The organism is Thioclava sp. DLFJ5-1, from assembly GCF_002020115.1.
Lineage (GTDB): Bacteria > Pseudomonadota > Alphaproteobacteria > Rhodobacterales > Rhodobacteraceae > Thioclava > Thioclava sediminum.
In genome coordinates this window covers 316,219-339,947 of the sequence record NZ_MPZU01000001.1, presented here as the reverse complement: position 1 = coordinate 339,947, position 23,729 = coordinate 316,219, and the positions used below count along the sequence as shown (strand labels likewise).

At 64.6% G+C, this 23,729-nt stretch carries 24 protein-coding genes and 1 riboswitch; of the genes, 13 read left to right on the top strand and 11 right to left on the bottom strand.

Translation table 11 applies throughout. From position 1 onward, the window contains the following. Nucleotides 1-15 precede the first annotated feature (15 nt). Nucleotides 16-516 carry an Lrp/AsnC family transcriptional regulator gene (locus BMI86_RS01650; RefSeq protein ID WP_078519374.1) on the top strand — a complete coding sequence of 167 codons (501 nt, stop codon included), beginning with the start codon at nt 16-18 and terminating at the stop codon, nt 514-516. Nucleotides 517-625: 109 nt separating this feature from the next. Here BMI86_RS01650 and BMI86_RS01645 read toward each other — a convergent pair whose 3' ends face one another. Beyond that, on the bottom strand, nt 626-1,849 hold the full coding sequence (locus BMI86_RS01645) for an MFS transporter (protein WP_246831607.1): 1,224 nt from the start codon (nt 1,847-1,849) through the stop codon (nt 626-628). 65 nt (nt 1,850-1,914) lie between these two features. On the opposite strand from BMI86_RS01645, the gene BMI86_RS01640 reads away from it, so the two are divergent. The 3 genes from BMI86_RS01640 (at nt 1,915) to BMI86_RS01630 (ending at nt 4,032) form a co-directional block, all read left to right on the top strand. Beyond that, a complete protein-coding gene (locus BMI86_RS01640; RefSeq protein WP_078539483.1) occupies nt 1,915-2,547 on the top strand; it encodes a DNA-3-methyladenine glycosylase in 633 nt (210 codons plus the stop codon). Further along, the gene (locus BMI86_RS01635; protein WP_078539482.1) at nt 2,544-3,206 is read left to right on the top strand and encodes an alpha/beta fold hydrolase; all 663 of its coding nucleotides are present in this window, start codon (nt 2,544-2,546) and stop codon (nt 3,204-3,206) included. The genes BMI86_RS01640 and BMI86_RS01635 overlap by 4 nt, the downstream gene beginning before the upstream one ends. Before the next feature lie 226 nt (nt 3,207-3,432). Next, a complete protein-coding gene (locus tag BMI86_RS01630; RefSeq protein ID WP_078539481.1) occupies nt 3,433-4,032 on the top strand; it encodes an HNH endonuclease in 600 nt (199 codons plus the stop codon). A gap of 100 nt (nt 4,033-4,132) precedes the next feature. Here BMI86_RS01630 and BMI86_RS01625 read toward each other — a convergent pair whose 3' ends face one another. The 4 genes from BMI86_RS01625 to BMI86_RS01615 form a co-directional block, all read right to left on the bottom strand. Then, complete coding sequence (locus BMI86_RS01625; RefSeq protein WP_078539480.1) at nt 4,133-5,611, bottom strand: SulP family inorganic anion transporter; 1,479 nt, start codon at nt 5,609-5,611, stop codon at nt 4,133-4,135. 139 nt (nt 5,612-5,750) lie between these two features. Continuing rightward, nucleotides 5,751-6,392, bottom strand: a complete 642-nt coding sequence (locus BMI86_RS01620; protein ID WP_246831606.1) for a DUF1638 domain-containing protein — start codon at nt 6,390-6,392, stop codon at nt 5,751-5,753. A 32-nt stretch (nt 6,393-6,424) separates the two neighbouring features. Next, complete coding sequence (locus BMI86_RS21155; RefSeq protein ID WP_165756922.1) at nt 6,425-6,583, bottom strand: hypothetical protein; 159 nt, start codon at nt 6,581-6,583, stop codon at nt 6,425-6,427. A 117-nt stretch (nt 6,584-6,700) separates the two neighbouring features. Next, entirely contained in the window at nt 6,701-7,408 is a 708-nt protein-coding gene (locus BMI86_RS01615; RefSeq protein WP_078539478.1) for a B12-binding domain-containing protein, read from the bottom strand. Nucleotides 7,409-7,577: 169 nt separating this feature from the next. Here BMI86_RS01615 and BMI86_RS01610 point away from each other — a divergent pair, with 169 nt between their 5' ends. Next, nucleotides 7,578-8,672, top strand: a complete 1,095-nt coding sequence (locus BMI86_RS01610) for a PA0069 family radical SAM protein (RefSeq protein ID WP_078539477.1) — start codon at nt 7,578-7,580, stop codon at nt 8,670-8,672. Nucleotides 8,673-8,792: 120 nt separating this feature from the next. Here the strand turns inward: BMI86_RS01610 and bmt are convergent, their stop codons facing one another. Together bmt and BMI86_RS01600 are read right to left on the bottom strand one after the other, a co-directional pair. After that, nucleotides 8,793-9,815: a betaine--homocysteine S-methyltransferase gene (bmt, locus tag BMI86_RS01605; RefSeq protein WP_078539476.1), complete on the bottom strand. Its 1,023-nt coding sequence runs from the start codon at nt 9,813-9,815 to the stop codon at nt 8,793-8,795. A gap of 187 nt (nt 9,816-10,002) precedes the next feature. Then, a complete protein-coding gene (locus BMI86_RS01600; RefSeq protein WP_078539475.1) occupies nt 10,003-10,320 on the bottom strand; it encodes a DUF1476 domain-containing protein in 318 nt (105 codons plus the stop codon). 270 nt (nt 10,321-10,590) lie between these two features. Here BMI86_RS01600 and purC point away from each other — a divergent pair, with 270 nt between their 5' ends. The 7 genes from purC to BMI86_RS01570 all read left to right on the top strand — a co-directional run bounded on the left by purC (nt 10,591) and on the right by BMI86_RS01570 (nt 19,172). Further along, entirely contained in the window at nt 10,591-11,352 is a 762-nt protein-coding gene (gene purC / locus BMI86_RS01595) for a phosphoribosylaminoimidazolesuccinocarboxamide synthase (RefSeq protein WP_078539474.1), read from the top strand. Nucleotides 11,353-11,366: 14 nt separating this feature from the next. Next, the gene (gene purS, locus BMI86_RS01590) at nt 11,367-11,606 is read left to right on the top strand and encodes a phosphoribosylformylglycinamidine synthase subunit PurS (protein WP_078539473.1); all 240 of its coding nucleotides are present in this window, start codon (nt 11,367-11,369) and stop codon (nt 11,604-11,606) included. Between the two features lie 130 nt (nt 11,607-11,736). Continuing rightward, nucleotides 11,737-12,405, top strand: a complete 669-nt coding sequence (gene purQ, locus BMI86_RS01585; protein ID WP_078539472.1) for a phosphoribosylformylglycinamidine synthase subunit PurQ — start codon at nt 11,737-11,739, stop codon at nt 12,403-12,405. A 117-nt stretch (nt 12,406-12,522) separates the two neighbouring features. Then, nucleotides 12,523-14,265 carry an ATP-binding protein gene (locus BMI86_RS01580; protein WP_078539471.1) on the top strand — a complete coding sequence of 581 codons (1,743 nt, stop codon included), beginning with the start codon at nt 12,523-12,525 and terminating at the stop codon, nt 14,263-14,265. A gap of 3 nt (nt 14,266-14,268) precedes the next feature. Continuing rightward, entirely contained in the window at nt 14,269-15,600 is a 1,332-nt protein-coding gene (locus tag BMI86_RS01575; RefSeq protein WP_078539470.1) for a sigma-54 dependent transcriptional regulator, read from the top strand. Nucleotides 15,601-15,639: 39 nt separating this feature from the next. Beyond that, on the top strand, nt 15,640-15,783 hold the full coding sequence (locus tag BMI86_RS21150) for a hypothetical protein (RefSeq protein ID WP_168173762.1): 144 nt from the start codon (nt 15,640-15,642) through the stop codon (nt 15,781-15,783). A gap of 416 nt (nt 15,784-16,199) precedes the next feature. Further along, nucleotides 16,200-19,172: an Rne/Rng family ribonuclease gene (locus tag BMI86_RS01570; protein WP_078539469.1), complete on the top strand. Its 2,973-nt coding sequence runs from the start codon at nt 16,200-16,202 to the stop codon at nt 19,170-19,172. A 72-nt stretch (nt 19,173-19,244) separates the two neighbouring features. On the opposite strand, the gene BMI86_RS01565 is transcribed toward BMI86_RS01570, so the two are convergent. Continuing rightward, the gene (locus tag BMI86_RS01565; RefSeq protein ID WP_078539468.1) at nt 19,245-19,679 is read right to left on the bottom strand and encodes a 6,7-dimethyl-8-ribityllumazine synthase; all 435 of its coding nucleotides are present in this window, start codon (nt 19,677-19,679) and stop codon (nt 19,245-19,247) included. A gap of 81 nt (nt 19,680-19,760) precedes the next feature. After that, nucleotides 19,761-19,907: riboswitch (FMN riboswitch) on the bottom strand. A 65-nt stretch (nt 19,908-19,972) separates the two neighbouring features. Beyond that, entirely contained in the window at nt 19,973-20,200 is a 228-nt protein-coding gene (locus BMI86_RS01560; RefSeq protein WP_078519357.1) for a sulfurtransferase TusA family protein, read from the bottom strand. 94 nt (nt 20,201-20,294) lie between these two features. Here BMI86_RS01560 and BMI86_RS01555 point away from each other — a divergent pair, with 94 nt between their 5' ends. Continuing rightward, the gene (locus tag BMI86_RS01555) at nt 20,295-21,038 is read left to right on the top strand and encodes a cytochrome c biogenesis protein CcdA (protein WP_078539467.1); all 744 of its coding nucleotides are present in this window, start codon (nt 20,295-20,297) and stop codon (nt 21,036-21,038) included. A gap of 4 nt (nt 21,039-21,042) precedes the next feature. On the opposite strand, the gene BMI86_RS01550 is transcribed toward BMI86_RS01555, so the two are convergent. Together BMI86_RS01550 and BMI86_RS01545 are read right to left on the bottom strand one after the other, a co-directional pair. After that, nucleotides 21,043-22,467 carry a UdgX family uracil-DNA binding protein gene (locus BMI86_RS01550; protein WP_078539466.1) on the bottom strand — a complete coding sequence of 475 codons (1,425 nt, stop codon included), beginning with the start codon at nt 22,465-22,467 and terminating at the stop codon, nt 21,043-21,045. Beyond that, nucleotides 22,467-23,702, bottom strand: a complete 1,236-nt coding sequence (locus BMI86_RS01545) for a putative DNA modification/repair radical SAM protein (protein WP_078539465.1) — start codon at nt 23,700-23,702, stop codon at nt 22,467-22,469. The genes BMI86_RS01550 and BMI86_RS01545 overlap by 1 nt, the downstream gene beginning before the upstream one ends. Nucleotides 23,703-23,729: the final 27 nt, after the last annotated feature.

Below are 23,729 nucleotides of genomic sequence, written 5' to 3'. Positions count from 1 at the left end.
AAGGATTGTTTCAACATGCCCACCTCCCGGCTCGACGACATCGACCGCAAAATCCTCGCTGAACTGCAGGCGGACGGGCGGATGACGAATGTCGAACTGGCCAAGCGTGTGGGCATTTCGGCCCCGCCCTGCCTGCGCCGCGTGCGCACGCTCGAAGAGGCGGGCTACATCCGTGGCTACCATGCGGACGTGAACCCGCGCGAGCTGGGATTCGAAGTGCAGGTCTTCGCGATGGTGCGCCTGCACAGCCAGGCCGAAGCGGATCTGTCGAACTTCGAGTCGCGCTGTCGCGAATGGCCGCTCGTGCGCGAGTGCCACATGCTCAATGGCGAGATCGATTTCGTGCTGAAATGCGTGGCGCCGGACCTCTCGAGCTTCCAGAGCTTCCTGACCGGCCAACTGACCGCCGCCGAGAACGTGGCTAGCGTGAAGACCTCGCTGGTGATCCGCTGTGCCAAGGACGAGCCGGGCGTGCCCTTCGACGTGCTCGAAGAGCGCATCGCCAAGCTGGCCTGAGCCTTACCCTGAATTGAGACGTTGTCGGAGGGGCGCTGCCCCTCCCTTCGCCGTCGCGAATTCCCACCCCGGGATATTTTCGCCAAGCCGAAGGGGCGGCGGCGCCCCCTCAGCGCGTCTCTTTCGGGCGCAGCACCAGCCAGATCAGCGCCGCCCCGGCGAGCGTCAGGAAGGGGATCATCGCAAGATTGACCGCCTGCCAGCCCGCTTGGGCATTACCGCTCTGGGTGCAGTTCATCAGCCCGCCCGAGGCGAGCGAGGCGAGGAAGACGCCACCGAAGACGACGAAATCGTTCATCCCCTGCACATGGCCGCGCTCTTCAGGGCTATGGGCCGAGGCGAGCATCGCCGTCGCGCCGATGAAGCCGAAGTTCCAACCAAGCCCCAGCAGCATCAGGGCGATGTAGAACTGGTCCAGATCGACCCCGGTCAGCGCCACCGCGCCGGAGGCCGCGAGAATCACGAGGCCGGTGCCCACGATCACCTCTTTGCCGAAGCGCGCGATCAGGTGGCCGGTGAAGAAGCTCGGCAGATACATCGCCAGCACGTGGGCCGAGACGATATTGGCCGCGTCGCCTTGCTCGAACCCGCAGCCGACCACGGCCAGCGGTGTCGAAGTCATCACGAGGTTCATCAGCGCATAAGAGACCATGGCGCAGATCATCGCGACGAGGATCACCGGGTCTTTCAGCAGCTCGCGCCGGGTGCGGCCCTCGTGATGTTCGTGCTTCTTGCGCCGCCCCGGAGCCGGGATGTCGAGGAAGGAGAACAGGATCGGCCCGAGCGCATTGATCCCGATGATCGCGAGGTACGTCGCCATGAAGGGCACGACCATCGCCTCGCTCGTGACCTTCACGAGTTGCGGGCCGATGATCGCGGCCACAAGCCCGCCGGCCATCACATATGAGATCGCCTTGGGCTGGAACTCCGCGCTGGCGGTATCGGTCGCCGCGAACCGGTAGAACCCCTGCGCGGACATATAGGTGCCGGTGAAGAACGACCCCAGCATGAACAGCGCAAACGACCCGTGATAGAGCGCATAGGCCGCGGTCGCCGCCCCCAGCGCGCCCATCGCATTGGCGAGGATGAAGCCCGCGCGGCGGCCTTTCGCGGCCATGAATTCCGACATCGGCTGCGCCGAGAGGACCGAGCCCAGAATGATCAGCGACAAGGGCAGGGTCGCGAGGCAGGGATTGGGCGAGAGCATCTGGCCCGCAAGACCGCCCACCGTGAAGATCATCGGCATCTGCGCGCCCAGAAGCGCCTGGGCCAGAACCAGCACGATCGTATTGCGCTTTTCGCGAGAGGCGGGAGGGGCGGTCATGTCACTCATGACAGCTTGCTAGCGTGGCGATTGGGGGCTGGCAAGCGGGCGCGGCATGAGGCAGGGTGTCGCGCATGGTTGGACGTATCATTACCTGCGAAGACGATATTGCCGAAGGCACCGAATTTCTCTGCCGCACAGAGCCGCGTTTTGCCGAGGTTTGCGCGCTGACGGGGCCGTGGCCTCTGCGCCGCCGCGAGGACGGGTTCGAGGCGCTGCGCGACGCGATCATCGGCCAGCAGGTCTCCGTCGCCGCCGCCAACTCGATCCGCAACAAGGTGATCGGCGCGGGCTATGGCGATCCGGTCTCCATCGCGGGCGCCTCGGAAGAGGATCTGCGCGCCTGTGGCCTCTCGCGCCAGAAGGTGCGCTATCTGCAGGCGCTCTCCAATTCCGGCGTCGATTTCGAGGGGCTGCGCGCGATGCCCGACGAAGAGGTGGTCGCGCAGCTTCTGCCGATCCCCGGCATCGGGCGCTGGACGGTGGAGATGTATCTCATCTTCGCTCTGGGCCGCGCCGATGTCTTCGCGGTGGACGATCTCGCGCTGGCCGAGGGGGCGCGGCTGCTGTTCGATTTGCCCGAACGTCCCAAGCGCAAACAATTCAATGAGCTATCGGCAGCCTGGTCGCCGTGGCGCGCGGTTGCGGCGCGCGGCCTCTGGGCCTATTACGCGGCCTGTAAAGATCGTGAAGGAGTTGCCCCATGACCCGCAAGCTGGAAGCCGGACGCAAAGAGCCGCAATCGGGGGTGGTGAAATCCGCCGTGGTGTTTCTACATGGCTACGGCGCGGATGGGGCGGACCTGCTGGGCCTCGCCGATCCGCTGGGCCAGCACATGCCCGACACGCTATTCCTCGCGCCCGACGCGCCCGAACCCTGCCGCGCGGCGCCATACGGGCGGCAATGGTTCCCGATCCCCTGGATCGACAATTCCAGCGAAGCGGAATCCGCCCAAGGTCTGAAGGACGCGGCAGCCGACGTGGATGCTTTCCTCGATTCCGTGCTGCAAGAGCAGGGGCTGACGCCCGCGCAGCTCGCCGTGATCGGCTTCTCGCAAGGCACGATGACCGCGCTCGAAGTGCTGCCGCGCCGGGCCGAGCCTGTCGCGGGGCTGGTGGCTTTCTCGGGCCGTCTTCTGCGCCCGGAAGCCCTGGGCAACGAGGCGATCTCGAAGCCGCCGGTTCTCCTGATCCATGGCGATCAGGATCCGGTCGTGCCCTTCGCCGATATGGGCAAGGCGGGCGATGCGCTGGTCTCGGCGGGGTTCGATACCTATGCCCATGTGATGAAGGGCACTGGCCACGGGATCGCGCCCGACGGGCTGTCGGTGGCGCTGTCCTTCCTGCAAGACAAACTGCCGGGCTGATCGGCTCCGCGCGGCAGTCATGCCGCACTGCCGCGCCGCTTCGCTCCAGTCTCCGTCCCAAGCCGTCATTTCTCTGTCATGGCGGTTTGCTAGCTATGCCGCATGGCAGCAATCGCGACATCAAGAGGCTTGCCAGATTGTGAACGCCATATATAGTCATGGATAAGGCAGGGGCGGACCCCGCCCCTGAGCCGAGGCAGGCGACAGGGCGAGGACGGAGTCACCCATGCTGGACGAGTGCGACAGGACCGATTTTAGAACGCAATTCACCCGCGAACCGGCGGCGCTGAGACAGCACCCGGCACTGGTGCTCAACGCCGATTTTCGGCCGCTCTCCTATTACCCGCTGTCGCTATGGCCTTGGCAGGAGGCGATAAAGGCGGTCTTCCTCGACAGGGTGACGATCCTCGCCGAATACGAAGAGGTGGTGCGCAGCCAGAGGCAGGCCTTCAAAATCCCCTCCGTCGTCGTCCTCAAAGAATATGTCCGACCCCAGAAGCGCGTGGCTTTCACGCGCTTCAATCTTTTTCTGAGGGACGAATTCAAGTGCCAGTATTGCGGCAAGCGGGGCGATCTGACCTTCGACCATGTGATCCCGCGCTCGCGCGGTGGAATCACCAGCTGGGAGAATGTCGTGGCCGCCTGCGCGCCGTGCAATCTGCGCAAGGCCAACAAGCCGCTGGAGCGCTCCGGGATGCATCTTCTCAAGCCCGCGCGCCAGCCTCAGCCCGAGGATATGCTGCGCATCGGGCGTCGCTTCCCGCCGGGCTATCTGCACGAAAGCTGGATGGACTTCCTCTACTGGGACACCGAGCTGGAAGCCTGAGGAAGCTTAAAGAAAAGGGCGCGCCGTCTCCGGCTCGCCCTTTTTCGTATTGGTGAAAATATCCCGGGGGGCTTGCGCAGCAAGCGGGGGCAGAGCCCCCTCAGTGCCCCGCCGCGACCTGACCGCCATTCGACAGCTTGTCGATGATCGTCTCGGTCGCGTGGTTCATGCCCACGACCTTCACATCCGTGCCGGACATCCGGAACTTGCCCACCGCCCGGTCGAGCGCCGAGACCGAGGAGATGTCCCAGATATGGGCGTGGGTCAGGTCGATCACCACGCGGTCGAGCTTCTCCTGGAAGTCGAAGGCGCGGTTGAACTCTTCCACGGTCGCGAAGAAGATCTGGCCCTTGATGTAATAGGTCCGCAGGTGATGCGCCTCGTTGTAGCGCGAGGAGATCTCGGTCATCCGCGCGATCTTGCCCGCGAAGAAGATACCCGACAGCAGCACGCCCACCAGCACCCCGATGGCGAGGTTATGGGTGGCGACGACGAAGGCGACGGTGGCCAGCATCACCACGTTGGACGACATCGGCATCGTGCGCAGCTGACCCAGCGAGGCCCAGCTGAACGTGCCGATCGACACCATGATCATGATCGCCACCAGCGCGGGCATCGGAATGCGGCCCACCCATTCGCCCAGCACCACGCAGAAGATCAGGAGCGCGATCCCCGCGGTCAGGGTCGACAGGCGCGTGCGCCCGCCCGAGGTGACGTTGATCACCGACTGGCCGATCATCGCGCAGCCCGCCATGCCGCCGATGAAGCCGGTGCAGAAGTTGGCGATGCCCTGACCGAAGCATTCCTGACGACGATCCGAACGCGTGTCAGTCATCTCGTCGACGATGTTCTGCGTCATCAGGCTCTCCAGCAGGCCGACGACCGCCACGCCCACCGAATAGGGCAGGATGATCTGCAGCGTCTCGAAGGTGAACGGCACGTTCGGGATCAGGAGCGAGGGCAGCTGATCGGGCAGGGCGCCCATGTCGGACACCGTGTGCACGTCGTTGAGCCCCAGCCCCATCGAGACCGCGCTGAGAACGAGGATCGCGATCAGCGGCGAGGGGATGGCGCGGAAGAAGCGCGGCAGCAGGTAGATGATCGCAAGGCCAAGTGCCACCAGCGCATAGGTCGCCACCACCGGCACGTTGGCCGGGTTCAGCTCGGGCCATTGCGCCATGAAGATCAGGATGGCGAGCGCGTTCACGAAGCCCGTCATCACCGATTTCGACACGAAGCGCATCACGGTCCCGAGGTTCAGCGCCCCGGCAATCACCTGCAGCACGCCCGCCAGCACCGTCGCGGCCAGCAGGTAGTCGAGCCCGTAGCTGCGCACCAAGGTGCCCATCAGCACCGCGGTTGCGGCGGTCGCGGCCGAGATCATACCCGGGCGGCCACCGAAGAAAGCTGTGATCGTGGCGATCATGAAGGAGGCGTAGAGGCCCACTTTCGGGTCCACGCCTGCGATGATGGAGAAAGCGATGGCCTCGGGGATCAGCGCGAGCGCCACCACGAGACCGGAAAGAATGTCAGCGCGGTAGTTGCCAGTCCACTGGCTGCGCCATTGCGACAAGGTCATACGGTTGTCCTGCAATTAGAAAGGCCCGCGACCGGGGAGGGGCGGGCCGGAGGGGTGTGAGATTTGGCGAAGCCAATACCCGGGTGACGTAGCGATGCCAAGCCCCGCGGGTCGGGTTTTAAGAAAAATTCAAAGAGGATTAAGCCGGATTGCCCGATTTCGTGGCAAATTTGGCGAGACTGGTGGCCAGATCGCCATAGCCCGTAAAACGCCGCTCATAGCGCAGGCCGAGCCGCTCCGCGGCCTCACGCGCCTTCGCGTCGAGCGCGGGATCGTCGGTCTGGGCCTGATATATCAGCCGGTCGTAATTGCCGAACATCATCGGGATCAGTTCCGGGTGGCGGTCGAAGCCCATCGGCTTCCAGACGAAAGCATCGAACTGACGGGTCAGGAAATCGGTGAGATAGAAGGCCGTGATTTCGTCCTCGGCGGTTTCGGCAAAGGCCTCGTTGCCTTCAAAAAACGAATAACAATGGGGGCCTTCGACCATCTCGACCCCAAGGGATTTGCACTTTTCCAACAATTGCCCGCCCGTACCGCAATCGGCATAGACCACGAAGATATCGTCATATTGGTCGCGATAGCGCAGCACCGCCTCTTCGACGGCGGCGGTGATCTTCTCGGGGTATAGGTGCAGATTGGCGGGCAGGCAGGTCAGATCGATATGATCCCAGCCATTGATCCGTTTTAGCGCGAGAATCTCCCGCGCGAGCGCCCCGCAGGCGATCAGCAGAAGACGCCCCGAGCCCTCGGGAGCTAAGCCATTTTCGGATAAGGTCATGTCGCCGGGAAGCGAGGCAGCCTTCTGGGCAGTCATTCCACCCGTGCCATCATCCGGGCAACGCCTGCTGCGACGAGAACCATCAGCCCGAGCATCGCCATCGGCACGCCCGATGCGGCAAAGGCCCAGATCGTCAAGCCCGCCAGAACGATCACAAACAGGATCAGCAGCAGAAAATGTGGCAGCGGCATTTCTCGTTTCCCCCTTCTCTTCAAGTATGGGGCGGGGAAGCGCACATGAAAAGGCCCCGATGAAAAAATCGGGGCCTTCTCCATGCATATCAGCCTAGATGCGCGCGCGATCGGCGATCAGGCGCTCATCTGGTTGTGCTTGCGGGCGATGAAATCCTTCGCCGTTTCCACCGCCACGGCGGCATCGCGGCAATAGGCATCGGCGCCGATCGCCTTGCCAAATTCCTCGTTCAAGGGCGCACCGCCCACCAGAACGATGTAGTCGTCGCGGATGCCCTGTTCCTTCATCGTGTCGATCACGACCTTCATGTAGGGCATCGTGGTGGTCAGCAGCGCGGACATGCCGAGGATGTCGGCCTCTTCGCGCGCGATCGCTTCGAGGTAGTTCTCGACCGGGTTGTTGATTCCCAGATCGACGATCTCGAAACCTGCGCCTTCCATCATCATCGCAACGAGGTTCTTGCCGATATCGTGGATATCGCCCTTCACCGTCCCGATGACCATCTTGCCCATGCGCGGGGCGCCGGTCTCGACCAGCAGCGGCTTGAGGATGGCCATGCCGCCCTTCATCGCATTCGCCGCCAGCAGCACTTCCGGCACGAACAGGATACCGTCGCGGAAGTCGTTGCCCACGATGGTCATGCCCGCGACGAGGGCCTTGGTCAGAATGTCATACGGCGTCCAGCCGCGATCGAGCAGGATCCGGGTGGCCTCTTCGATCTCTTCCTTGAGACCGTCATAGAGGTCATCCATCATCTGCGCGGTGAGCTCGTCGTCGTCGAGTTCCGAGAGGATGATATCGTCTTCGTCTTCGTCTTCGGCCATGTCCAATAGTCTCCTGCTAGCCGGTGTTACCCTGTGGTGAGGCCGTGGCCCCGTCAAGTCTTGGCGATTTGCGACATGCGCGGTGTTTTGTCCGACCTCGCATGATGTTGGTAGGTCCGCATTCGGACTCTACTTGGCAAATGTTCTCATTTCGTTCTAAATTCCGGGCATGAGTCTGCCATTCGATCTTCCCCCCGCGAACCCGTCCGAGCGTCTGCGCGCGCGCGGTGCCGCGGCGCGCCCCGTGGGCCGGTTCGAGCCCTTCGCCCGTGCGCCCGAGCATGACGGCTGGGACATCCCCGAAGAGGAGCGACTGACCCGCACCGAGGTCTCGGTGGAGCGTCCGCGCTCCGTCATCACCCGCAACCAGTCGCCCGATGTGCCCTTCGAGCGCTCGCTCAACCCCTATCGTGGCTGCGAGCATGGCTGCATCTACTGCTTCGCGCGCCCGAGCCACGGCTATCTCGGCCTCTCGGCGGGCTTGGATTTCGAGACCCGCCTGATCGCACGCCCCGAGGCGCCGCAGGTGCTCGAAGACGAGCTGCGCAAGAAAAGCTACCGCCCGAACGTGCTCGCCATCGGCACGAATACCGATCCCTACCAGCCGCTCGAGCGCAAGATGGAGATTATGCGCGCCGTGCTGGAAGTGCTGCAGGCCTATCGTCACCCAGTCTCGATCGTCACGCGCGGCTCGACCATTCTGCGCGATCTCGACATCCTCGCGCCGATGGCCGAGGCCGGATTGGCGCATGTCGGTGTGTCGGTCACGACGCTCGACGCCAAACTCGCCCGCGATCTGGAGCCGCGCGCCCCCAGCCCGCCGACGCGTATCCGCATGATCCGCGAATTGTCGCGTGCCGGTATCCCGGTGCGCGTCATGGCCGCGCCGATGATCCCGGGGCTCACCGATCACGAGCTGGAAGCGATCCTTACCGAGGCGCGCAGGGCAGGGGCGAAGGCCGCCTCGATGATGCCGGTGCGGCTGCCGCATGAGGTGGCGCCGCTTTTCGCCGACTGGATGGAGCGGCATCACCCCGGCAAGGTCGAGAAGGTGCTGGGCCGGATCCGCGACATGCGCGGCGGCAAGCTCAACGATCCGCGCTTCGGCGAGCGGATGAAGGGCGAGGGCGAGATGGCGGAACTGTTGCAGCAGCGGTTCAAGCTGAGCTGCAAGCGGCTGGGCTTCTCGCGTCATCTGCCCGATCTCGACGTGACGCAGTTCCGCGTGCCGCCCCGGCCGGGCGATCAGCTCGAACTGTTCTGATCTCGTCTGAGACGCGCGCATGGTCCAACCGCCGGGAAAAACCCGGCCCTTCCTTCGTTTTGGTTCAAATATCCCGGGGTGAGGCCGCAAGGCCGAGGGGCAGAGCCCCTCGAACCGCGCTTAGCTGCGGCGACGGCCCCGGCGTTCGCGCTTGGGCGCATCCCCGCTCAGCCCGTCATCCTCCGAGGAGAACCCGCCCAGAACCGAGGAAATCTGATCGAGCGTCGGGCGCTCGCCGCGCGGACGCGTCTCCAGCGCCTCGCGCATCGCTACGAGATGCTCGGGCATCGTGCCGCAGCAGCCGCCGATGATCGTCGCGCCGCAATCGCGCGCCATCACCGCATATTCCGCCATCAGCTCGGGCGTGCCGTCGTAATGGATATGCCCGTCGACATATTTCGGGATGCCCGCATTGCCCTTGGCGATGATCGGGCGCTCGGTGCCGGTCGCGGCAAAGCCCAGAACGGTGCGCAGGAGGTCGGACGCGCCGACGCCGCAATTCGCGCCGAAAGCGAGCGGCGGGTGAGGCAGTTTGTCGACCATCGAGACCATCGCCTGCGAGGTCAGGCCCATCATCGTGCGCCCTGCCGTGTCGAAGCTCATCGTGCCGCACCAGGGCATCCCCGCCAGATGGCAGGCTTCTGCGGCGGCCTTGTATTCTTCCTGCGCCGAGATCGTCTCGACCCAGAGAATATCCGCGCCGCCCTCTTTCAGACCCTCGGCCTGTTCGTGGAACATCTCGACCGCGAGTTCGTGGGTCAGCGTGCCCATCGGCGCGAAAATCTCGCCGGTGGGGCCCATCGAGCCCGCAACGATCACGGGGCGCGACTGCTTGTCGGCGACGTCACGGCCGATCTCGGCAGCGAGACGGTTGAGCTCGCGCACGCGGTTCTGCGCGTTGTGCAGTTTCAGCCGCGAGGCATTGCCGCCGAAGCTGTTGGTCAGGAACAGGTCCGAGCCCGCATCAACGGCCAGCGAATAGAGCTTCGCGATCTTCGCAGGCTCGTCGGCATTCCACAGTTCCGGCGCATCGCCCGAGGCCAGCCCCATGTTGAACAGGTTGGTGCCGGTCGCGCCATCGGTCATCAGCCAATCGCGGGTTTCCAGAAGGCGGCTCAGCGCGTCGGTTTTCGGGGCGGTCATAAGGGCCTCGTCAAATGCAAAGGGCCGCGTCGGGCGCGGCGGTTGGGTTTGTCCTGCCATGACAGGCGGGAATTGGCAAATTCGTTTCCTTCATGTTCTTGATGAAGGCGCTGCAATCTCGGACTGAAATGCAAAAGGCCGGACGCGCTTGGCGTCCGGCCTTTCAATCTGCGTCATCGGCGAGGGCTCACTCGGCCTCGTCGACCACCTGACGGCGCGCCTCGGCCATGCATTCGGCCATCTTCGCGCGGATCGTTTGTTCATCGGCCTTGTCGCCAAGATCGCCCGAGAGCTTGCGGAACACGTCTTCGTGGCCCGCTTCCTCGAAATCGGAGGTCACGACCTCGCGGACATAGGCGTCGGCCTCGGGGCCGGTTTTGCCCAGAAGCTCTGCGGCCCATTGGCCCAGCATCTTGTTGCAGCGGGCATCGGCCTTGAACTGCAACTCGGCATCATGCGCGAACTTGTTCTCATAGGCGTTTTCGCGATCGTCGAAGGTGGTCATGGCCCACGTCCCTCCCGGTAAAGTCTCCGTTACCTCCGATATGCACATGCACGGCGTGCGCCGCAAGAGGAAAGGGCCGCGATTTGGCGGGTTTGACGGGGCTGTGCATCTGCGTGAAGTGGCGTGCGCTTTACCTTGCGAGACTCGCGGGCTTGTCCTATAGGGCGGGCAACACCCTTTCGCGGACGGCGCGCAGGGGCGGGCGCGGCATTCCCGACGGCATGCGGCGCAGGCCCTGGCACCGCCGCGCCAAGTGAGAACGGAGACGCGATGGCACCCCGGCGCAAGAAGATCTACGAAGGCAAGGCGAAGGTTCTGTATGAAGGCCCCGAGCCCGGAACGCTGGTCCAGTATTTCAAGGACGACGCGACCGCCTTCAACGCGCAGAAGAAGGACGTGATCGAGGGCAAGGGCGTGCTCAACAACCGCCTGTCCGAGTATTTCATGACCGGCCTGACCAATATCGGCGTGCCGAACCACTTCATCAAACGGCTCAACATGCGCGAGCAGTTGATCCGTCAGGTGGAGATCGTGCCGCTCGAAGTGATCGTGCGCAATTTCGCCGCCGGTTCGATCGCGAAGCGTCTGGGCATGGAAGAGGGCACGCCGCTGCCGCGTCCGATCGTCGAATACAGCTACAAGAACGACGAGTTGGGCGATCCGCTCGTGCCCGAGGAATATATCATCGCTTTCGGTTGGGCGAGCCAGCAGGACCTCGATGACATCGTGGCGCTGGCGCTGCGCGTGAACGACTTCCTGACCGGCGTGTTCTACGGCGTCGGCATCAAGCTGGTCGATTTCAAGATCGAGATCGGTCGCGTCTGGGATGGCGATTTCATGCGCCTGATCGTGGCTGACGAGATCAGCCCCGACAGCTGCCGCCTGTGGGACGTCAAGACGGGCCAGAAGCTCGACAAGGACGTGTTCCGCCGCGATCTGGGCAGCCTGACCGATGCCTATACCGAAGTCGCCAAGCGCCTTGGCGTGCTGCCGACCAATACCCAGCCGATCAAACCGACGCTGATCAACTGAAAGGACCGCTCGTGATGAAAGCCCGCGTTCATGTCATGCTGAAGGATGGGGTGCTCGACCCGCAGGGCGAGGCCGTCCGTCACGCATTGGGCCATATGGGGTTCGGCGGCGTCGAAGGCGTGCGTCAGGGCAAGGTGATCGAACTGGACCTGAGCGCCACCGATGCAGCCTCCGCCGAGGCCGAGGTGAAAGAGATGTGCGAGAAGCTCCTCGCCAATACCGTGATCGAGAAATACACCATCGAGATCGCCTGATCCGGGCAGGGCAGGGGGCGCTGCCCCCCTTGGCCTGCCGGCCAATTCCCCCCGGGATATTTGTACCAAGCCGAAGGCCATACAGGCCTTACCCGACAGGTTCGACCCTCAAGGCCAGGAGTTTGCACCCATGAAAGCCGCCGTCATCACCTTCCCCGGATCGAATTGCGACCGCGACCTGAGCATGGCCTTCGCGGCAGCCGGGGCGGATGTCGTCAAGGTCTGGCACAAGGAAACCGCATTGCCCGAAGGCATCGATATCATCGGTGTGCCGGGCGGGTTCTCCTATGGCGATTATCTGCGCTGCGGCGCGATCGCCTCGCGCTCGCCCATCGGGCAGGCGGTGGCCGATTTCGCAGGCAAGGGCGGCTATGTCATCGGCATCTGCAATGGTTTTCAGGTGCTGACCGAGATGCGGCTGCTGCCGGGCGCGCTGATGCGTAACGCAGGGCTGAAATTCGTCTCGAAACCGCTGGCTCTGCGCGTCGCGACGACTGACAGCGCTTATACCTCGGGCTATGAGGCGGGGCAGGAGATCGTGATCCCGGTCGCCCACCATGACGGCAATTACCAGATCGATCCCGAAGGCCTTGCCCGCATCGAGGGCGACGATCGCGTAGCGTTCCGCTATGTCGAGAACCCCAACGGGTCCGTCGACGATATCGCGGGCGTGCTGAGCGAGAACCGCCGGGTGCTGGGCATGATGCCTCACCCCGAGCGCGCCATCGAACCTGCGCAGGGCGGCGCCGATGGGGCGGCGCTTTTCCGCGCGTTGAGCGGGATGCTGGCAACCGCCTGATCTCGCGCGCTTGTTGCGCTCTGGGCCTTGGCTTAGACTTCGCGCATGACGCACGTGCAGACACGTTCGACGATTTTACCTGACGAGCCGCCCGAGAGTGAGGGCGGGCTCGGCGTGATGGCGCGCTCGCCACGCGCCCGTTGGCTGCTGCGTGTCGCCGTGGTGCTGATCCTCGCGCTGGCGGGGGCGGTGATGTGGATCACCAACCAATGGCTGACCCAGCGTTTCACAGAGACGACGCGCGTGCGCACCGAGCTGCGGCTTGCGCTTTACACCGGCAACATCATGTCGGAACTGCAGCGGACATCCGTTGTGCCGCTGTTGCTTGCGCGCGATCCGGAGCTGACGCAAGCTCTTGATACCACGGATTATTCCACCGCCTCGGCGCAGCTGATCACGGCCAAGAAAGAGGTTGCCGTGGCCTCGATCCGGCTGTTGGACATGCAGGGCCGGGTGGTGGCGTCGACCAATCGCACGCAGATCGGCACGCCCTTCCCGAACGCGCCCTTCTTCGTCGATGCGACCCGCTCGCGCGGGACGATCTTCTCGCTCAACGAGCCCGAGGCGGGCGGCACCGAATTCGATTATTCGCGCGCCGTCATCCAGAACAACAAGCCCGTCGGCGTGATCGTGGTCGAGGCGGATCTGTCGAAATTCGAACGCGCCTGGGCCGGGATTTCCGATGCGCTTGCCGTGGTCGACAGCGAGGGCAAAATCATCCTGACGACCGAGCCGCGCTGGCGCGGGGTGACGATGTCAGAGGCGCTGGCCGCGCGGTCTGCCCCTTCCGCGATCGAGCGCGCGCTGCAGGCGACTGCGGACTGGGCCAATGACGCGCCCGACGCCTATCTCAAGGGCCGCGCGGTGATGCGCACCGAGGCGCGCATTCCCTTCCGTGGCTGGAAGATGATCGCCTTTACCAGCTACGATTCCGTGCGCGAGCGGGTGAATGCGGTGCTCGCGCTCGAGATCATGGGCTTTGCGATCCTGCTGGCGCTGGTCTTCTACGCGCTCTCGCGGCGCGCACGGCGGCAAAGTCAGGAATTACGCGCGGAATCGGCGGAGCTGCGCCAGCTCAACACCCGGCTGAGCCGCGAGATCGCCGAGCGCGAGAAGGCGCAGCAGGATCTGGCCGTGGCCGAGCAGACCATCGCGCAAAGCTCGAAACTCGCGGCTCTGGGCGAGATGTCGGCGGCGGTGAGCCACGAATTGAACCAGCCCCTGGCCGCGATGAAGACCTATCTGGCCGGCGCGAAACTGCTGTTGCAGCGCGCTCGGGTCGAGGAGGCGCTGTCGTCCTTCCAGCGCATCGACGACCTGATTGGTCGCATGGGCGCGATCACGCGGCAGCTGAAATCCTATGCCCGCAAGGGTGGTGAGGCCTTCGAGCCGGTGGACCTGCGGGTGGCGCTGTCGGAAGCGCTCTCGATGATGGAGCCGCAGCTGAAAATTCGCAAATTGCACATTTCGCGCACCATGCCGCGCAGTCCTGTTATGGTCATGGCGGACCGCATCCGGCTGGAGCAGGTGATCATCAACCTGTTGCGAAACGCACTCGACGCCACCAAGTCGGTTGAGGAACCGCAAGTGGAGTTGTTGCTTACCTCGGGTGAGACGGCCGTGCTGAGCGTGCGTGATAACGGTCCCGGTATTTCGGATCTCGACAAGCTGTTCGAGCCGTTCTGGACCACGAAGAAGCCGGGGGAAGGGACGGGGCTGGGCCTCGCGATCTCGTCCTCCATCATCAGTGATTTCGGGGGTCGTCTGACCGCCCATAATTCCGAAAGCGGGGGTGCAGTGTTCGAAGTGCAGCTGCCCCTCCTGGCGGACAAGAACAGGGCCATAAAGGCCGCGGAGTAAGACATGGCAAGATTAATGAAGGTAGCGATCGTCGATGACGAGGAAGATATGCGGCAGTCCGTCAGCCAATGGCTGGCGCTGTCGGGCTTCGACGCCGAGACCTATGCCAGCGCCGAAGACGCGCTGAAAGTGATCGGCCCCGATTGGCCGGGCGTGGTGATCACCGACATCCGGATGCCCGGCATGGACGGGATGGCCTTTCTCAAGCGGCTGATGGGCATCGATAGCGGTCTGCCGGTCATCATGATCACCGGCCACGGCGATGTGCCGATGGCGGTCGAGGCGATGCGCCTTGGCGCGATGGACTTCATGGAAAAGCCGTTCTCGCCGGATCGGATGACCGAGCTGGCCAAGCGCGCCACGCAGGCGCGGCGCACGACGCTGGACAACCGCGCGCTGCGCCGCGATCTGGCCGAGGGCGAGAAGGTGATGGGCAAGCTGATCGGCACCTCCGAGCCGATGGAGCGTCTGCGCGAGGATATTCTCGATCTGTCTCAAGCGGATGGCCACGTTCTGATCGACGGCGAAACCGGCACCGGCAAGACGCTGGTGGCCCATGCGCTGCACGCGACGGGCCCGCGCGCGGGCAAGAAATTCGTCGTGGTCAGCTGCGCCGCGCTGACCGAAGAGGCGCTCTCGGCCAAGCTGTTCGGCCCGGTCGAAGAGGGCGGTCTGCCGCTGATGGAAGAAGCGCGCGGCGGCACGCTCTGCCTCGAGGATGTCGAGGCGCTGAGCCAGTCGCTTCAGGCGCGGCTTCTGCAGTTCATCAACGATCAGGGCGCACCGGCGGAGACGCGGATCGTTGCGATTTGCAATACCCATGGCGAGGGCAAGACGGTCGAGGATGCGCTGCGCCCCGATCTCTACTATCGCCTCGCCGCGCTGAAGATCACCCTGCCGCCGTTGCGGGCGCGCGGCGAAGATATCCTGACGCTGTTCAACCGCATGTCCGAGCAATTCGCCGACGAATATGGCTGCGACGTGCCGGAAGTCACCGCGCAGGAAGCAGCCCAACTGCTGCAGGCTCCGTGGCCGGGCAATGTGCGCCAGCTGATCAACGTGGCCGAACGCGCGGTGCTGCAATCGCGCCGTGGCTCTGGCTCGATCGCGTCGCTTCTGATGACCGACGACGAAGAGACGGGGCCGGCGGCGATCACCACCGAGGGCAAGCCGCTCAAGGAATATGTCGAGAGCTTCGAGAAGATGCTGATCGACAATACGATGCGGCGCCACAAGGGCTCGATCTCGGCGGTGATGGAAGAGCTGTGCCTGCCGCGCCGGACGCTGAATGAGAAGATGGCCAAATACGGTCTCGCCCGCGCGGATTATCTGTGAGGGCACGCGCGCTCGCATCTTCGCCTCTAGGTGGGGGGCATGCGGGTGGCCTTCAAACAAGACGACGTGAGCGGCGCGGGCCTGAATGGCACCGCGCCGCAGCATTTTCCGGCCTGCGGCGGAAAATCCGAGGAACGGGCCTGCCTAATCGCTGAACATCGCGAGAATCCGGGGTGCGATTAACCCTTCCCTTACGAAAATTCGATTGTGTTCCCGTAGGCTGTGCCGCTATGGTCGGAACCAGTCGGTTTCACGCCATAAGTGTGGACCCACCGAAATTCGCTGATGCCTTGGCCGATCCGGCGCAGATGATGCGCAAGGGGCCCCGGCTCAACCGATTGGCCGAAAGGCCGCAAGTTTGTCTCCCTCTTCCGCATTTGCCGGGACGGAGGCCGTTAATTGGGCGCCAAGCGGCTAAGCCGACCGCGCCTTGGAAAGAACCGCGATGATGCGTGACGGGATATCGCAGATGAGGACGGGCAGGCTCGACGCCACCGCCGTCTGCACGCATGTCCGCAACCTCGCCTCAAGGACAGTTTCAGCCCAAGACAGCGCCGCGCCCCCGGGCCGGTCGCAAAGGGCTGACCTATTGGATTTACATGGCAAAGAAGATGCTTATCGATGCCACCCACGCGGAAGAGACACGCGTCGTGGTGGTGGACGGCAACAAGGTTGAAGAATTCGACTTTGAGACCATCAACAAACGGCAGCTCGCCGGAAATATCTATCTCGCGAAAGTAACGCGCGTCGAACCGTCGCTGCAGGCGGCCTTCGTCGACTACGGCGGAAACCGGCACGGCTTCCTCGCCTTCGCGGAAATCCACCCCGATTACTACCAGATCCCGGTCGCCGACCGCGAAGCGCTGCTGGAAGAAGAACGCCAGCTCGCCGAAGCTGCGGCTGCGGAAGAGGAAAAGCCGAAATCCTCGCGCCGCCGCCGCTCGCGCCGGTCTTCGAACAAGGCCGAGAAGGCCAAACAGGACGAGGCGGTCGTCAGCTCGGACGAGATCCCGGGCATGGGCGTTGTCGATCCCGAGGCGGAAGGCGAGAGCGCCGACGCCTCCAGCGACGAGACCAAAGCCGAAGCGCAGACGGACACCTCCGAGGCCCCGGCCGAGGAAGCGCCCGCTCAGGAGGCTGATGAAAAGCCCGCCGCTGCGGCCGAGACCGCGTCCGACGAGGATGACAGCGACGACTCCGACGACGATGACGACGACTCGGGCGATGACGCTGCCGAGGCCGATAGCGGCATCGAATCCGTCGCCGACGAGGATGTCGAAGAAGAAATCCGTCCGGCCCGCAAGCCGCGTCCGCGCCGCTACAAGATCCAGGAAGTGATCAAGGTGCGCCAGATCATGCTGGTGCAGGTCGTCAAGGAAGAGCGCGGCAACAAAGGCGCGGCGCTGACCACCTACCTCTCGCTGGCAGGCCGCTACTGCGTGCTCATGCCCAACACCGCGCGCGGTGGTGGCATCAGCCGCAAGATCACCAACGCCGCCGACCGCAAGAAGCTCAAGGAAATCGCAGGCGAGCTGGACGTGCCGAAAGGCGCGGGCCTGATCGTGCGCACGGCGGGCGCGCAGCGCACCAAGACCGAGATCAAGCGCGACTACGAATACCTGATGCGCCTGTGGGAGCAGATCCGCGACCTGACGATGAAATCCGTCGCGCCAGCGCCGATCTACGAGGAAGGCGATCTGATCAAGCGGTCGATCCGCGACCTCTACAACAAGGATATCGACGAGGTTCTCGTCGAGGGCGAGCGCGGCTACCGCGCGGCCAAGGCGTTCATGAAAATGATCATGCCGAGCCACGCCAAGAACGTGAAGCACTACGCCGAGTCGCTGCCGCTCTTCGCGCGCCATCAGGTGGAGAGCTACCTCGCATCGATGTTCAACCCGACCGTGCAGCTCAAGTCCGGCGGTTACATCGTGATCGGCGTTACTGAGGCGCTCGTCGCCATCGACGTGAACTCCGGCCGGGCGACCAAGGAAGGCTCGATCGAGGAAACCGCGCTCAAGACCAACCTGGAGGCCGCCGACGAAGTGGCCCGCCAGCTGCGCCTGCGCGACCTCGCCGGTCTGATCGTGATCGACTTCATCGACATGGACGAGCGTAAGAACAACAACGCCGTCGAGAAGCGCATGAAGGAACGTCTCAAGACCGACCGCGCGCGCATCCAGGTCGGCCGCATCTCTGGTTTCGGCCTGCTCGAGATGAGCCGCCAACGCCTGCGTCCGGGCATGATCGAATCCACGACGCAGCCCTGCGCCCATTGCCACGGCACCGGCCTGATCCGCTCCGATGACAGCCTCGCGCTGAGCGTCCTGCGCGCGATCGAGGAAGAGGGCACCCGCAAGCGGACCCGCGAGGTTCTGGTGCGTGCGCCCGTCGCGGTGGCCAACTACCTGATGAACGCCAAGCGCGAGCATGTCGCGGTGATCGAGGCGCGTTACGGCATGTCCGTGCGTATCGAAGCCGCGCCGGAACTCGTCTCGCCCGATTTCACCATCGAGAAGTTCAAGACCGCGACGCGCAATGTCGCGGAAGTGGACAGCCCCGTCGTGTCTGCTTCGGCCAGCCTGATGGCCGAGATCGACGACGCCGAGGACGAGGCGGAGATCGAAGTTGAAGCCGAGGCCGAGGCCGAGGAGCAGACCCAGAAGGCCGAGACCGAAGCCGAGGAGCAGCCGAAGAAGAAGCGTCGTCGCCGTCGTCGTCGCCGGAAGTCGAATGGCGAAAACGGGGAGAATAACGACTCCGCAGAGAACGGCGATCAGTCGTCGGATGACCAGTCCGCTAAGGACCAGTCCACGGGCGATCAGTCCTCGGACGTGACCGAAGGCCAGGAGACGCCCGCCAAGGCCGAACCCGCGCAGGCGGCAGAAGCTCCGGCGGACGAGGCTAAAACCGAGGCGCAAACCGACGCGAAGACTGAGGCTCAGCCCGAGGAAGAAGCGCCGAAGCCGAAGCGTCGCTCGCGCGCCCGCAAGAAGGTGGAAGAGCCGAAAGCCGAAGCCGAGACCGCGGAGGCCCCCGTTGAGGGCACCGAGGCCAAAGCCGAGGAAGAAGCGCCCAAGCCGAAGCGTCGCACGCGGTCGCGCAAGAAGGTGGACCCGGAGGCCGATGCGCAAGCCGCCGTCGAAGGTAGCGCCGCAGAGGTCAAGGCCGACGCGGCTGAGGCCGAAGCAAGCGAGGAGGCGCCCAAGCCCAAGCGTCGCTCCCGTGCGCGCAAGAAGGTCGAGGAACCCGTCGCAGAGACGCCGGACACGCCCGAGCCGCCGGAAACCCCGCAGCCTGACGCGCCCACTGAGCCGCAGGAGACGCCGCAGCCCGACGCACCGGTCGAGACGCCCGAGCCCACGCCGCAGGAAACCCCTGTCGACGTGCCGCCGGAAGCGCCGCCCGCGCCCGAACCGGAAACTCCGTTCGAGCAGCCGCCGGAAACGCCGCAGCCCGATGCGCCGGTCGAACTGCCCGGTGGTCCGGCCTTCGCCGAGACCGAGACGGAGGGCGAGACGATGACCGAGGAGGCACCCAAGCCCAAGAAACGGGGCTGGTGGAGCCGCTGAGGCACCCTCAGATTTGAGAAAGGCCGGGCAGAGCGCCCGGCCTTTTTCGTTTTCCTCTTTGGTTTTCCGCGCTCAGGCGGCCAGTTCCTGTGCATGGCGGGTCAGTTGCAGAGCCGCCCGCGCCGCCTCGCGGCCCTTCTCGACGAAATGGCTGCCAAAGATCGCCCTGTGGTGATCGGTCTCCTGGAACTGATGCGGGGTCAGCGAGACCGACAGCACGGGCACGCCCGTCTCCAGCCCCACCTGCATCAGGCCATTCACCACGGCCTGCGCCACGAAATCATGCCGGTAAATTCCGCCATCGACGACCAGCGCCGCCGCTGCAATGGCGCCGTAGCGGCCCGTGCGAGCCAGTTGCTGCGCCTTCATCGGCAACTCGAACGCGCCGGGCACGTCGAAGACATCGACCTGCGCCTCCGGGATCTCTTCGAGAAACCCCTCGAGCGCACGGTCGACGATATCGGCGTGCCAATTGGCCTTGATAAAAGCGTAACGGGTGTGTGTCATCGTAATCTCCTTGCATAGCGACACGTCACCCAAGGCGATCACATGCAGTCCGCGCCCACGCGCCAAGGCACGGGGTCGGCTGCATATTCTCTTCCATCCGGACTGTAACCGTCGGCTCAGGCCTCGCACCTGATCTGCTGACCCTCGCAAGACGGCGAGGCGCTCGCGGGCTCGCGGATTTCGCCGCATACCGCCGGTGGGGAATTTCGCCCCGCCCTGAGAATGGCTGGAGATTGGCACGCGCTTTTGCGCTCGGCAAGGGGCTTAGTTGCTCGGTCAGGATGCGAGGGCCATCACCCCTTGCGCACCAGATAAACCTTCACGCCTTCCCAATCCTCTGCCTCGACCAGTTCATGTCCGGTTTGGGCGCAGAAATGCGGCACGTCGATCCAGCTCGCCCCATCTGTCGCGACCAGCTGGACCAGCGCGCCGGGCGCGGCCGACTCGAGCGCTTTGCGCAGGCGCAGAACGGGCAGGGGGCAGAGCAACCCCTTCGCATCGATTTCGATATCGGGCGTCATGGCGGAGGTTCTCGCGCGCCCGCGCTGATTTGTCCACGCTGTTGTTATCTCACGACCCGGTGACCGCGCGCGAGGAATGGGGTAGAGGAGGATCATGTTTGGAATCGATCTCGTCTCCGCTGCGTTCCTGCCCGCCGCCTTCGTGGCGCTCTTTGCGGGTCTGTTGTCATTCCTGAGCCCCTGCGTGCTGCCGATCGTGCCGCCCTATCTCGCCTATATGGGCGGGGTGAGCATGGGCGATCTGCGCGAGGGCAAACGCTCGGCCGTTGTGCCGGCGCTGTTCTTCGTGCTGGGCCTGTCGACGGTGTTCCTGTTCATGGGGTTTGCCGCCTCGACCTTCGGGCGGTTCTTCCTGACCAATCAGGTGCTGTTCGGACGGATCGCGGGCGGGGTGATCGTGATCCTCGGCCTGCATTTCCTCGGGGTTTTCCGTATCCCGATCCTTGATCGCGAGGCGCGGCTGGATGCGGGCGACCGGGGCGGCTCCTCGCTTGGCGCCTATGCTCTGGGCCTCGCTTTCGCCTTCGGCTGGACGCCCTGCATCGGCCCGCAGCTGGGCGCGATCCTGTCGCTGGCCGCTCAAGGCGGCGATCAGGCACGCGGGACGGCGCTGCTGGCGGTCTATGCGCTGGGTCTGGGCATCCCGTTCCTGCTGGCCGCACTGTTCATCCAGCGCGCGATCGGCGTGATGAACCGGCTCAAGGCCTATATGGGCATCATCGAGAAAACGATGGGCGCGCTGCTGGTCGTCGTCGGGATCTTGCTGCTGACGAATGCGTTCTCGGCGATCAGCTTCTGGCTGCTGGAGACCTTCCCGAGCCTTGCCGTGCTGGGCTGAGCCCTCAGGCCACCATCTGCGCCGCGCGGACCAGATCCGTCTCGAAAGCCCGCAGCATCGCGGGCTTTTCGATGTCCGGCAGGCGCAGCAGGTAGGACGGATGCACGGTGATAAGCATCGGCGTGCCGTCGTCGAGCATCTCCACCGTGCCGCGCCGTTTGAGAAGGTCCCGCCGATCCCCGGTAAGGCTCTCCAATGCCGTCGCCCCCATCGCGAGGATCAGTTTTGGCTTCACCAGCGTACGTTCCTGATCGAGCCACCAGCGGCAGTGGTGGATTTCCTGCCGGTCCGGCGACTGGTGGATGCGCCGCTTGCCGCGCGGGGTGAATTTGAAATGCTTCACCGCGTTGGTGAGGAAGACGCGTTCACGCGACAGACCCGCTCGCGCCGCCACCTCGTCGAAAAGCTGCCCCGCGGGGCCGACGAAGGGGCGGCCCTCCAGATCCTCGAAATCGCCCGGCTGCTCGCCCACGATCATCAGCGGCGCATCCAGCGGCCCTTCGCCCGGCACGGCCTGCGTGGCGTTCTCCCAAAGCGGACAGCGGCGGCAGCTGTTCAGCCCGGCCAGCAATTCCGCGCGGTCGCCCACGGGCGGCGGGGTGGCGCGGTCGCTTGCCAGCCGCTCGGTGATCTTGCCCGCGCGGGCCGGGGCGAGTGTGGGTGCGTTGGCCGCCATCTCTTCGGCGCGCGCCTGCGCGGTCGCGATCATCTTGGAGATAAGCCCGGCCTCGGGGAGATTGTGCCAGTATTTACGCGGCATCTCGGATTGCATCGCGCCGATTTTGAGCCGCGCCGGGTTGAAGATGTTGCGGAAATAGGTGCGCCAGAGGTCTTCGGTGGCGTCGTCCGGCAGATCGGGACACGGCTGGCCCTCGCTGAAGCGCAGCTTGCCCGCTTCGAAATGCGCGGTCAGATCGGGGGTGAAGATCGACCAGTCCATATCGCCGAAGCGTTTGACGAAGAAAGGTGCGGTGAGTTCGCAGATGTAATGCGTGGGCTCGAACCACGCGGCGAAGCGGCGGCGGGATGCGCCCGGGTCGCCGATCTCGCGGAAGCGCACGAAGGCGGTCATCTTGTGGAGGTCGCGCGAGACTTCCTTGGCCATGCGGTTGAGCCGGTCGATGCGCGGATCGGCACGGTCTTCCAGCAGGCGCTTGTCGCGGCGCAGTGCCCAGAGCACGGCGTAAGCCCGTGCGAAGCGCTCGGGGTCGCGATGGCAGATCACGAGCCGGGCGAGGTCGACAAAGCCCTTCGGCACGCTCACAGCGCCGCCCGTGGGGGTAGGGGCGTCCTGGGCGAAGAGATCGGCCTCACCCGCCCCGCGATGCCACAGAAGCGCCTCGGGCGGGATGCCCGCGCCCAAGGCCGCGCGGGCCTCATCTCGCCACGCCTCGAATGTGCCGATCTCGGGCAGGGTGATCGTCCGCATCACAACAGCTGCAACTGCTGCGGCGGCGGGGCGAAACGGGCGCGCAGGTCTGCCGCATCGGTCAGCGCACGCGGGTGCCAGTCCAGCAGCGTGATGAAGGGTTTCGCCTGTTTCAGGTTCGCCCCCATCCGCCGCAGATCCTCGTAGCGCAGTGTCCGGTGGCGGCGCGTCGCCAGCACCCGACCCACCGTCTTTACCCCCAGTCCCGGCACGCGCAGCAGCATCTCGCGCTCGGCTCGGTTCACGTCGAGCGGAAACAGATGCCGGTTCACCAGCGCCCATGCGAGCTTGGGATCGACCGTCAGATCGAGATTGCCGTCGGTCGTGCCTTGCGAAATCTCGTCCACGTCGAAGCCGTAAAAGCGCAGCAACCAATCTGCCTGATAGAGCCGATGCTCGCGCATCAAGGGCGGCTTGATCAGGGGCAGGGCGGCGGAACTGTCCGGGATCGGCGAGAAGGCGGAGTAATAGACGCGCTTGAGCGCATAGCTCGAATAGAGCCAGGTCGAGGTCTTCAGGATCGTCGTGTCATTCGCCCCGTCCGCGCCGACGATCATCTGCGTCGATTGCCCGGCGGGCGCGAATTTCGGGGGGCGCTTGCCGGTGAAGCTGCGCTCCTTGCGAGCCTCGCGCAGCACCCGCACATCGCCCATCGCGCGCCGGATCTGGGCGGGGTCCTTCTCGGGGGCGTAGTCCTGCACCGCGCGGTCGGTCGGCAGCTCGACATTGATCGAGAGGCGGTCGGCGTAAAGCCCGGCCTCCTCGATCAGCTCTGGGGCGGCGTCGGGGATGGTCTTCAGGTGGATGTATCCGCGGAAATTATGCTCCACCCGCAGGAGCTTCGCGATCCGCACCATGTCGGTCATCGTGTCATCGGGCGAGCGGATGATGCCGGAGGATAGGAACAGCCCCTCGATATAGTTGCGGCGGTAGAATTCCAGCGTGAGGGTCACGACCTCCTCGGGCGAGAACCGCGCACGGGGGGTGTTCGAACTGACCCGGTTCACGCAATAGGCGCAATCGTAGATGCAGAAATTCGTCATCAGGATTTTCAGCAGGCTGATGCAGCGCCCGTCCGGCGTATAGGCGTGGCAGATGCCGGAGCCTGTGACCGAGCCGATCCCTTTGCCATCCTTGGAGTCGCGCCGCTGCCCCCCGCTCGACGCGCAGGAGGCATCGTATTTCGCCGCATCCGAGAGGATCGCCAGTTTCTGATCGAGGGTCATTCTTGCCATGTGTTCACTATATGTTCACATATGCCG